The following is an 11,135-nucleotide window of genomic DNA, read 5'->3' as shown; positions in this document are numbered from 1 at the left end:
CGGCGAACGACCCCGATGTCGTCGCGATCAAGCAGACGCTGTACCGCGCGGGCAAGCAGTCGGCGGTCATCAACGCGCTGATCGCCGCGGCCGAGGCGGGCAAGTCGGTGACCGCGGTGGTCGAGTTGAAGGCGCGCTTTGACGAGGAGCAGAACCTGCAATGGGCCAGCGCGCTGGAACGCGCGGGCGTGCAGGTCGTCTACGGCTTCATCGATTGGAAGACCCATGCCAAGGTCGCGATGGTCGTGCGTCGCGAGGGTGCGCAATTCCGCACCTACTGCCATTTCGGCACGGGTAACTATCATCCGGTCACTGCGCGTATCTACACCGACCTTAGCTTCTTCACCGCCGACCCGCGATTGGGCCGCGATGCCGCCCGCATGTTCAATTACATCACCGGCTACGTAGAACCCGAGGGGATGGAGGCGGTGGTGCTGAGCCCGCGATCGCTGCGCAACCGTCTGATCGCCGACATCGACCGCGAGATCGAGCACGCGCGGCAGGGTCGTGTCGGATCGATCTGGGCGAAGATGAACAGCCTGGTCGACCCTGCGATCATCGAGAAACTGTACGAGGCGAGCGGCGCGGGTGTCGAGATCGACTTGATCATACGCGGCATCTGCTGCCTGCGCCCCGGCGTCGCGGGCATGTCGGACAACATCCGCGTCTACTCGATCGTCGGGCGCTTCCTTGAGCACAGCCGTATCGCCGCCTTCGGCAATGGCGACGCGCTGCCGAACGACGGCGCGCGGGTGTACATATCGTCGGCCGACTGGATGCCGCGCAACTTCGATCGCCGCGTCGAATATCTGCTGCCGATCGAGAATGAGACGGTGCACGACCAGGTGCTCGATCAGGTGATGGTCGCGAACCTGATCGACAACGAGCAGAGCTGGGAGCTGAACGCGGACGGCAGTTACTCACGCATCGACAAGGGCGATCGCCCCTTCAACCTCCACCGCTATTTCATGACCAACCCGTCGCTGTCCGGCCGCGGTGCGGCGTTGGAAGAGGGCGGCGAGGTACCGACGCTCAAGCTGCGGCGTCGTTCGTGATCGCTGCAAGAATTGAGTGCGGTACCGAGCCGCCGCGTACCGCGATCATCGACATCGGGTCGAACTCTATTCGGCTCGTCGTCTACCAAGGCCCGGCGCGGCTGCCGACGACTTTGTTTAACGAAAAGGTGCTCGCCGGGCTGGGGCGCAGTCTGGCTGCTACAGGGTCGATCGATGCCGAGGCAATGGCGGCGGCGGAGACGGCGCTCCACCGCTTTGCCGCGCTCGCAGCGGCGATGGATGTGTCGCGTGTCCGTACCGTCGCGACCGCGGCGGTGCGTGACGCGAGGAATGGTGCCGCCCTGATCGGGCTGGCAGAAGCGGCGGGCTTGTCGGTCGAGGTGCTGTCGGGCGAGGAAGAGGCCGCGGCCGCCGGTTACGGCGTCATGTCGGGCATCCCGGGTGCGAACGGCATTGTCGGCGATCTGGGCGGGGGCAGCCTGGAACTAGTCCGTGTCCGCAAGGGCGAGTTGGCGGAACGCGTATCCTTTCCGCTCGGCGTGCTGCGGCTGGCGCCCTTGCTGCAACGTGGACGTCTGGAGCGGGCGGTCGAGACGATGCTGCAAGACGCGGGCTGGATCGGTGCGGGCAAGAACCTGCCCTTGTATCTCGTCGGCGGTTCGTGGCGGGGGCTCGCGCGGCTCGCCATGCACCGCGCACGCTACCCGCTGCCGATCATCCATCAATATGCGATGCCGGCAGATACCATCGCCAGTCTACGCCGCACCCTGTCGCACGTCGGCAAGCAGCAGTTGAAGGAGGTGCCGGGTCTGTCGGCCGGGCGCATTCCGACGCTCGGCGATGCCGCCGCACTGCTGTCGGTGCTGCTCAAGCATCTGAAATCGAGTGGCACGATCGTGTCGGCGTTCGGCCTGCGCGAAGGATTGCTGTTCCAGGAACTTGATCCCGCCGAGCGCGCCGAGGACCCGCTGATCGCCGCGGCACGCGACGAGGCGCGGCTCGCCGGACGCTTTCCCGAACACGGCGATCTGCTCGACCGCTGGATCGCGCCGCTGTTCGCCGAAGACAAGCCCGTTGATGCACGACTGCGCAATGCCGCCTGCCAACTGGCCGACGTGGGATGGCGCGCCAACCCGGAGTTCCGCGCCGAACGCGGGCTAGAGATCGCGCTGCACGGCAATTGGGTCGGCATCGACGGTCGCGGCCGTGCGATGATGGCGCAGGCACTTTGGACTGCGCTCGGCGGCGCGGTCGCCGTGCCCGAGGCGCTGCTGCAGCTCGCACCCGAGGCGGCGCTTCGCCGCGCCGCGATCTGGGGTCACGCAATCCGGCTGGGTCAGCGCCTGAGCGCCGGGGTTGCCGAGCCGCTGCGTCGCTCCCGACTCGTGCTTGATGCGGGCACGCTGCGGCTCGACCTCGATCGCTCCGTTTCCGCGCTGTACGGCGAGGCGGTAGTCAAGCGGCATGCCTCGCTTGCCGCGGCAATGGGACGCGCCCCGGTCAGTAATGCGGTTCGATGAGGCTCGCCGGCCATCGCATCCCGGCTGCGACGAAGCGCTAGGCAGCGCGCTTTCTCCCCATTAAGTCGCAGGCCATGACCTCGACCAACGACCTTCGCCGCAGCTTCCTCGATTATTTCGGCGCCAACGGCCACCAGATCGTGCCCTCGGCCCCGCTGGTCCCGCAGAACGACCCGACGCTGATGTTCGTCAACGCCGGCATGGTGCCGTTCAAGAACGTGTTTACCGGGCTGGAGACACGGCCCTATTCGACCGCCACCTCGTCGCAGAAGTGCGTGCGGGCAGGGGGCAAGCACAACGATCTCGACAACGTCGGCTACACCGCGCGGCACCACACGTTCTTTGAGATGCTGGGAAATTTCTCGTTCGGCGATTATTTCAAGGAACAGGCGATCACCAACGCTTGGACGCTGCTGACGAAGGAATGGGGACTGCCCGCGGACAAGCTGACCGCGACCGTTTACCACACCGATGATCAGGCGTTCGACCTGTGGAAGAAGATCGCGGGGTTGCCGGATCACCGCATCATCCGCATCGCGACCAAGGACAATTTCTGGGCGATGGGCTCGGATGGTCCATGCGGGCCGTGTTCCGAAATCTTCTACGATCACGGCGAGCATATCGCGGGTGGCCCGCCGGGCAGCCCGGATGAAGACGGCGACCGCTTCGTCGAGATCTGGAATCTCGTCTTCATGCAGTTCGTGCAGGAGGCCGATCAGATCGTCGGTGACCTGCCGCGCCCGTCGATCGACACCGGCATGGGGTTGGAGCGTATCGCCGCCGTCATGCAGGGGGGCAGCGACAATTATGACACCGATACGTTCAAGGCACTGATCGCAGCGAGCGGCACGCTGACCCACACGGCGACCAATGGCGACAATCAGGCGAGCCACCGCGTCATCGCCGATCACCTGCGCTGCTCGGGCTTCCTCGTCGCCGATGGCGTGCTGCCTGCGAACGAAGGCCGCGGTTACGTGCTGCGCCGGATCATGCGGCGCGCGATGCGCCACGCGCATTTGCTGGGTGCGAAGGAGCCGCTGATGCACCGTCTGGTGCCTGCGCTCGTCGCCGAAATGGGCGCGGCCTACCCCGAACTCGTCCGTGCACAGCCGCTGATCGAGGCAACTTTGCGCCAGGAGGAGACGCGCTTCCGTCAGACGCTCGACAAGGGCCTCCGCTTGCTCGACGAGGCGACCGCGGGCATGGGCGAGGGCGACACGCTGGCGGGCGAAACCGCGTTCAAGCTCTACGACACTTTCGGCTTCCCGTACGATCTGACCGAGGATGCATTGCGCGCGCAGGGGTTGCAGGTCGATCGTGCCGGCTTCGACAGCGCGATGGCGGAGCAGAAGCGCGCCGCGCGCGCGGCGTGGAAGGGTTCGGGCGCGAAGGCGTCGGACGAACTATGGTTCGATCTGGTAGAGGAGGTCGGCGCGACCGAGTTTACCGGCTATACCAGCGACAGCGGCGAGGGTGTGGTCCTCGCGCTCGTGAAGGACGGGCAGCGTGTCGAGCGCGCCGCGCCCGGCGAGCAGGTCGACGTGATCGTCAATCAGACGCCCTTCTACGGCGAGAGCGGCGGACAGGTCGGTGACGCCGGCACGCTGTCGAGCGAGAGCGGCCTGGCGGCGACGGTGACCGACACGTCGAAGCAGCTGGGCAAGCTCTTCGTCCATCACGCGCGGGTCGACGCCGGCGAGTTGAAGGTCGGCGACACCGTGCGGCTAGCGATCGACGTCGCGCGCCGCGGTGCGATCCGCGCCAATCACTCCGCGACGCACCTGTTGCACGAGGCGTTGCGCGAGCGGCTCGGCACCCATGTCGCGCAGAAGGGCAGCCTTGTCGCACCCGACCGGCTACGGTTCGACGTGTCGCACTCGAGTGCGATGGCACCCGCCGAGCTCGCCGATGTGGAGGCGGCGGTGAACGCGCAAATACGCCGCAACGGCACGGTTGAGACCCGGCTGATGACCCCGGATGAGGCGATCGCGATGGGCGCAATGGCGCTGTTCGGTGAAAAGTACGGTGACGAAGTACGCGTCGTGTCGATGGGCACCGGCGACGACGGCCAGACCTACTCGATCGAACTCTGCGGTGGCACGCACGCCGAGGCGCTCGGTGATATCGGCGTGTTCAAGGTGATCGGCGAGAGTGCGGTGTCGTCGGGCGTCCGCCGGGTCGAGGCGCTAACGGGCGAGGCTGCGCGCCAGTATCTGAGCGCGCGCGACGAGAAGCTGCGCGAGGCGGCGGCAGCGCTGCGCACCACCCCCGACGAGGTACCCGCGCGCGTCGCGGCGCTGCTCGACGAGCGGCGCCGGCTGGAGCGTGAGCTCGCCGAGGCGAAGAAGGCGCTGGCGCTCGGTGGTGGCGCGAAAGATGCCGCCGGTCCGGAGATGGTCGGGAACGTTTCGTTCATGGCGCAGGTGCTCGACGGCTTCGAGGCCAAGGGGCTTCGCGGCGCGGTCGACGAGGCACGGCAACAGCTCGGCTCGGGCGTGGTCGCGATCGTTGCGGTGAACGATGGCAAGGCGACGATCGCGGTCGGGGTGACACCTGATCTCGTCGCACGCTTCAGCGCAGTCGATCTGGTGAAGCTCGGCGTGCAAGCGCTCGGTGGGCAGGGCGGCGGCGGGCGACCCGACATGGCGCAGGGCGGCGGTCCGGACGCCGACAAGGCGAAAGATGCGGTCGCAGCGGTCCGCAATGCGCTGGCAGGGGCGTGAGCATTTGAGGTGAACCCCACCCGCGCTGATGCGGGTGGGGTAATTGCGCTTACTTGCGCGGCTTGGTCGTCTTCACCGTCTTTGTGGTCTTGACCGTCGTCTTGGTCGTGGCACCAGGCGTCGTGGCTGCAACGTTCGCTGCCGCCGCAGTGTTCGCGGTAGCGGCTGCGGTTCCGACCGCGGCGTCGGTCGCGGTAGACGTCGTTGCATCTGCCGCCGGAGCGGCCGCCCCCATTGCGGCCGATAGCTGTGCCGCGGTCATGCCGATCGTCACGCCCTGTGGTCCGGGGCCGAAGCCGGTGATCGGCAGCTTGGCGTCACCCTTGTCGGTGGTCAGCGTGACGTTGGTGGCATCCACCGCCTTGATCGTGCCGAGCTTGGCCCCACCGGTGCCGTATACGCTGGCGCCGGTGACCAGCTGCGCACGGAACGCGGCGCTCGCCTGCTGCTGCTGTGCACCAGCCGCGGCATCGAGCTGGGCCTTCGTCATCGCGAGTACCGGACCCTTCGCGCCCTTGCCGAGCGAGGTGAGCGGGATCGCCGCCTTGTTTGTGCCCGTGTCGATGACTGCATTGGTGCCGTCGGTGCTGGCAACCGTCCCGACCACGCCACCGCTGGTGTCGTAAACCGTCGCGCCGGTGGTTACGGTCGCGGTCGCCTGAGCGGCGGTGGTCGTTGCAGGCGCGGTCTGGGCCGCGGCAATGCTCGGGGTCAGGGCGGCCGCCGCGACGGCGGCGAGAATCTCGTAGCGCTTCATATGTGCTCTTTCGCGGTTGATGTTGATTGGGAAACGTGACCGTAACGATCGGGTTCCGAACGCGAAATGAACGGAACGGCTCGCCCGATCCCGCCGTTTGCACGGCATGACGACCCTCGCAGACTTCCCGATCACGCAGCGCTGGCCCGCGGCGCATCCCGATCGCATCCAGCTCTATTCGCTCAACACGCCCAACGGCGTGAAGGTATCGATCATGCTGGAAGAGACCGGATTGCCGTACGAGGCGCATCTGATCGACTTCGAGGATAACGACCAGAAATCGAATGCGTTCGTTTCGCTCAACCCGAACGGCAAGATCCCCGCGCTGATCGACCCCGCCGGCCCCGGTGGTGACGCGATCGGCCTGTTCGAGAGCGGGGCCATCCTGCTCTACCTGGCCGAGAAAACGGCCAAATTCCTGCCGAGCGATCCGGCGCAGCGCTGGCAGGCGATCTCCTGGGTCATGTTCCAGATGGGCGGCATCGGCCCGATGTTCGGGCAGCTCGGCTTCTTCCACAAATTCGCGGGCAACGACTGGGAGGACAAGCGCCCACGCGATCGCTACGTCGACGAGAGCCGGCGATTGCTCGGCGTCATGAACCACGCGCTCGCGGGCAAGGAGTGGTTCGTCGGCGACTATTCGATCGCCGATATCGCGATGCTCGGCTGGGTGCGCGCGCTCCGCGACTTCTACAAGGCCGGCGATCTGGTCGGCTTCGATGAATTCAACAACGTCGCGGCATGGCTCGAACGCGGACTGGCGCGCCCGGCGGTGCAGCGTGGCCTCGCGATCCCGTCAAAGGACTGACCGTCGGGAGCTCACCGGGTCTTTGTTCCCCTCCCGTTCCGCCTGTGCTAAGGCGGGACATGGCCAAAGCTCAACGTCGCTACGTGTGTCAGTCCTGCGGTTCGGTGTCGCACCGCTGGCAGGGGCAGTGTGCCGATTGCAGCGAGTGGAATACGCTGGTCGAGGAAGCCGCCGCCGTCGTCACGCCGTTTCAGGCCAAGCACAATCTGCAATCGGGCGGCCGTTCGCTGACGCTCGTCAAGCTCGATGCCGAGATTGCGCTGCCCGAGCGGATGACCTTCGGCATCGCCGAACTCGACCGTGCGCTCGGCGGCGGGTTGGTTGCGGGGTCGGCGACACTGATCGGCGGCGATCCCGGCGTCGGCAAGTCGACCCTCCTGCTGCAGGCGGCGGCACGGCTCGCGCGCAACGGCCGCAGCGTAGCCTATGTCTCGGGCGAGGAAGCGGCTGATCAGGTGCGGTTGCGCGCGCAGCGACTGGGACTGGGCGACGCGCCGGTGCAACTCGCCGCCGCGACCTCGACGCGCGACATTCTGACGACACTGCAAGGCGATCCGCCCGCGCTCTTGGTGATCGACTCGATCCAGACGATGCACTCCGACCTGATCGAGGGTGCGCCGGGCACAGTCAGTCAGGTGCGCGCCACCGCGCAGGAACTGATCCGCTTCGCCAAGGAACGCGGAACGGCGGTGGTGCTGGTCGGCCACGTGACCAAGGACGGGTCGATCGCGGGGCCGCGCGTGCTCGAACATATGGTCGACACCGTGCTCAGCTTCGAGGGTGAGCGCAGCCATCAGTATCGCATCCTGCGCGCGATCAAGAACCGCTTCGGCGGGACGGACGAGATCGGCGTCTTCGCGATGGCGGGGGAGGGGCTGGTCGAGGTCGCGAACCCGTCGAGCCTGTTCTTGACGCAGCGCGACGAGAGCGTCACCGGCTCGATCGTCTTCCCCGCGCTGGAGGGGACGCGCCCCGTGCTGGTCGAGATACAGGCGCTGGTTGTGCGACTGGCGAGCGGGGCGACGCCCAGGCGCGCGGTGGTCGGGTGGGACGCAGGCCGGCTGGCGATGATCCTCGCGGTGCTGGAGGCGCGCTGCGGCCTCAGCTTCTCCACCTGCGAGGTCTATCTGAACGTCGCTGGCGGGTACCGCGTGCAGGACCCGGCAGCCGATCTGGCGGTCGCCGCCGCGCTGATCTCTGCGCTGAGCGAACGGCCGGTCGCATCGGACGGTGTCGCCTTTGGAGAAATTGCGCTGTCGGGTGAGATACGCCCGGTCGCGCACGCGCCGCTGCGGTTGAAGGAAGCGGGCAAGCTCGGCTTCACACGCGCGATGGTGCCCTCGGGCGTCGCCGAAGCCGCGTCGATCCAACTCGCCAGCTTCCGCAATCTCGGCCGCTTCGTCGATCACATGCTCGGCCGGGGCTAGTCGCCCGATGACGGAGCCCGTATCTAACGCGCGATGAACCTGCACGCCCTCGACATTGTCGTCCTGCTGCTCGTCGCGTCGACCGCGTTGCTGGGTGCGAAGCGCGGCTTTGTCGCGGAAGTGCTGGCGCTATTCGCCTGGGTGGCGATGGTGTTCGCGCTCAAGATCTTCCACCTGCCGCTGTCACGCACGCTGGCGCCGACGATCGGCACCCCGTCCGGCGCAACCGTGCTCGCCTTCGCGATCCTGACCGGCGGTACATATCTGCTCAGCCGCATCGTCGTGAACGCGGTGAGTGCGCGGACGCGGACCTCGGTGCTCGGACCGATCGACCGCGCGCTCGGGTTCGGGTTCGGTGCGCTAAAGGGCCTGATCTTCGCAAGCCTGGCGTTCCTGCTGATCGTGCTGGTGCTCGACCTGATGGGTGGAGGGCCTGCCCGGCGGCCGGGCTGGATCGTGCAGGCGCGGACCTACCCGCTGCTGAGCGCGACCAGCGCCTCGATCGCCGACGTGGTCGACCGGCGCCGGCGCGGCAAGCCGCTGTTTTCGCCGCGCTGGTATCCCGTTCCGCAAGATAACGGAACCGCCGCTTCGTGATCGTTCGCCCATGAGCCTCGACCTCTACACGCCCGAGATTTCCGCGCTCGCGCTCGGCAATCCTTACCCTGATAGGTTGCCCGAGGGTGCGGCCTCGGCGGAGAAGCGTTCTCCGATCTGCGGCAGCCGGGTGACGGTCGACGTGGAACTCGACGAAGCGGGTCGGGTCGCGAAGCTCGGCACGCTGGTGCGCGCCTGTCTGCTCGGTCAGGCTTCGTCGACGCTGCTGGCGCAGCACGCGATCGGGCGGACGCCGGCCGAGCTCGCGATCGCCCGCGACGAATTGACCGCGTGGCTGGCGGGGACGGGCGAGATGCCCGGCTGGCCCGGGATCGACATCTTCACGCCAGGCCTGAAGCTGACGGCCCGCCACCCCTCGATCCGCCTCGCGTTCGAGGCCGCGGCGGAGGCAGCGGACGCGGCCGCGGCCAGGGCGCCGCGTTGATGGAGCATGCCGCGGAGGGCTCGCTGCTGCGCGACGGGTTCATCCTGCTCGGCTTTGCACTTGCCTTCGTGCTGCTGTTCCGGCGGCTCGGCCTGGGTGCCACGCTCGGCTATCTCGTTGCCGGCGCCGTCGTCGGGCCCCACGTGCTCGGGCTCGTGGGAGATGCGGAGGCGAAGCTCGGCTTCGCGGAACTCGGCATCACCATGCTGCTGTTCATCGTTGGGCTGGAACTCAGCCCGGCCAAATTGTGGCGGCTGAAAGAAGATATTTTTGCGCTCGGCACATTGCAGGTGCTCGCCTGCGGCGCGGCGATCACCGCCATCCTCGCGCTCGTCGCCCATTTCTCGGTCCCCGCCGCGCTAGCGCTCGGCATGCCGCTCGCCTTGTCGTCGACCGCGCAGGTGCTGCCGATGCTGCAATCGGCGGGCCGGCTGCGGACGCCGTTCGGGGAGCGTGCCTTCTCGATCCTGCTGTTCCAGGACCTGTCGATCATCCCGATGATCACGATCATCGCCGCGATGAGCCGCAATCCGGCGCAGGCCGGGGGACCGTCGGGCTGGCTGCTCGCGCTCTACACCGTGCTCGCGATCGCGGGGCTGATCGCGGCGGGACGCTTCGTGCTCGGCCCGTTGTTTCGCTGGATCGGCAATCTGGGCGAGCGCGAGATGTTCATATTCGCCGCGCTGTTCACCGTTATCGCCTCAGCCGCGCTGATGGAGCTGCTCGGGCTGTCAACCGCGCTCGGCGCGTTCGTCGCGGGGGTGATGCTGGCAGACAGTCCGTATCGCCACGAGCTGGAGGCGGATGTCGAGCCGTTCCGGTCGATTCTTCTAGGACTGTTCTTTCTCGCGGTCGGCATGATGCTCGACTTGTCGGCGATTGCGGAGCGCCCGTTGTTCGTGGCGGGCATGGCGGCGGCGCTGATCGTGACCAAGGCGGCGGTCATCTTCCTGATTGGTCGCGCCTTTCGCATGCCGTGGCGCCCGGCGCTGGGTCTCGGCCTGCTGCTTAGTCAGGGTGGCGAGTTCGGGTTCGTGCTGCTCGGGCAGGCGAGAAACGGTCTGCTGATCGCGCCGGAGGCAGCGAGCCTGTTCGGCGCAGTCATCACACTGTCGATGGCGACCACGCCCTTCCTGATGATGGCGACGCGCGCCTTCCGCGAGACACCGCTCGATCCCGCAGGAGAGCGCGACGGACCGACCGCGGACGGCGCCAACGCTCTGGTGGTCGGCTACGGCCGCTTCGGACAGACGGTCGCGCAGATACTGATGGCGAGCGGCGTGCCCGTCACGCTGATCGACAGCGATATCGAGATGATCGACGTGGCGGCGGAGTTCGGCGCCAAGGTCTACTTCGGCGACGGCACCAGGCTCGACCTGCTGCGCCAGGCGGGAGCGGCGGAGGCCGAGCTGATCATGTTCTGCATCGACGGCGATCAGATCGATCCCGATTGGCTCGACAGCGTGCACGAGGCGTTCCCGAACGCCGGCGTCTACGTCCGCGCGTTCGATCGCCGCGCGCTGATCAAGCTCAAGAAGGGCCGGACGCGCTACGTTGTACGTGAAGTGCTCGAATCCGCGGTCAAGATGGCGCGCCTAGCGATGCAGGGGCTGCATATTTCGAACGAGGAGATCGATCGGGCCGAGGACCTTTATCGCTCGCGCGATCGCGAGCGGTTGCGGTTGCAGATCGAGGCGGGCGACATCCGCGCGGCGCGCGACGTGATCATCACCGAAGCCTCGCGTGACGCGCCGCCGATCAATCCGGGGACGGGGGTGACGACGTGAACCTGCTGATGTTGCTTGCCGCGCTGTCGGGGGCGCTTGCCGTCGGTGCCGGGGC

Annotated in this window: 9 protein-coding genes; 8 read left to right on the top strand and 1 reads right to left on the bottom strand. The window is 67.2% G+C overall.

What is annotated here, in order from left to right; all coding sequences use genetic code 11:
• The 3 genes from ppk1 to alaS form a co-directional block, all read left to right on the top strand.
• Positions 1-1,055: polyphosphate kinase 1 (gene ppk1, locus QZ847_RS07095; protein WP_294354781.1), on the top strand; the 1,055-nt coding region annotated here is incomplete at its 5' end.
• On the top strand, positions 1,052-2,536 hold the full coding sequence (locus QZ847_RS07090; protein ID WP_294354778.1) for a Ppx/GppA family phosphatase: 1,485 nt from the start codon (positions 1,052-1,054) through the stop codon (positions 2,534-2,536). The genes ppk1 and QZ847_RS07090, both read left to right, overlap by 4 nt.
• Before the next feature lie 74 nt (positions 2,537-2,610).
• Entirely contained in the window at positions 2,611-5,259 is a 2,649-nt protein-coding gene (gene alaS / locus QZ847_RS07085) for an alanine--tRNA ligase (RefSeq protein ID WP_294354776.1), read from the top strand.
• Between the two features lie 49 nt (positions 5,260-5,308).
• Here alaS and QZ847_RS07080 read toward each other — a convergent pair whose 3' ends face one another.
• On the bottom strand, positions 5,309-6,016 hold the full coding sequence (locus tag QZ847_RS07080; RefSeq protein ID WP_294354774.1) for a hypothetical protein: 708 nt from the start codon (positions 6,014-6,016) through the stop codon (positions 5,309-5,311).
• A 106-nt stretch (positions 6,017-6,122) separates the two neighbouring features.
• On the opposite strand from QZ847_RS07080, the gene QZ847_RS07075 reads away from it, so the two are divergent.
• Genes QZ847_RS07075 through QZ847_RS07055 form a run of 5 tightly spaced genes read left to right on the top strand, consistent with a single transcriptional unit; the run spans position 6,123 to position 11,080 of the window.
• Positions 6,123-6,824, top strand: coding sequence for a glutathione S-transferase N-terminal domain-containing protein (locus QZ847_RS07075; RefSeq protein ID WP_294354769.1), 702 nt, complete (start codon positions 6,123-6,125; stop codon positions 6,822-6,824).
• A 59-nt stretch (positions 6,825-6,883) separates the two neighbouring features.
• Positions 6,884-8,251 (top strand): DNA repair protein RadA, encoded by a 1,368-nt coding sequence (radA, locus tag QZ847_RS07070; RefSeq protein WP_294354768.1) that lies wholly within the window; start codon positions 6,884-6,886, stop codon positions 8,249-8,251.
• Between the two features lie 33 nt (positions 8,252-8,284).
• On the top strand, positions 8,285-8,848 hold the full coding sequence (locus QZ847_RS07065; protein WP_294354764.1) for a CvpA family protein: 564 nt from the start codon (positions 8,285-8,287) through the stop codon (positions 8,846-8,848).
• A 10-nt stretch (positions 8,849-8,858) separates the two neighbouring features.
• Entirely contained in the window at positions 8,859-9,293 is a 435-nt protein-coding gene (locus QZ847_RS07060; RefSeq protein ID WP_294354761.1) for an iron-sulfur cluster assembly scaffold protein, read from the top strand.
• On the top strand, positions 9,293-11,080 hold the full coding sequence (locus QZ847_RS07055; protein ID WP_294354759.1) for a cation:proton antiporter: 1,788 nt from the start codon (positions 9,293-9,295) through the stop codon (positions 11,078-11,080). Before QZ847_RS07060 ends, QZ847_RS07055 begins: the two co-directional genes overlap by 1 nt.
• The last annotated feature ends 55 nt before the right edge of the window (positions 11,081-11,135 follow it).

Origin of the sequence: uncultured Sphingomonas sp. (assembly GCF_913778135.1) — a bacterium.
Classification (GTDB): Bacteria; Pseudomonadota; Alphaproteobacteria; order Sphingomonadales; family Sphingomonadaceae; genus Sphingomonas.
The sequence above is the reverse complement of the archived record's forward strand: the minus strand, read 5'-3'. Positions and strand labels throughout refer to the sequence as shown.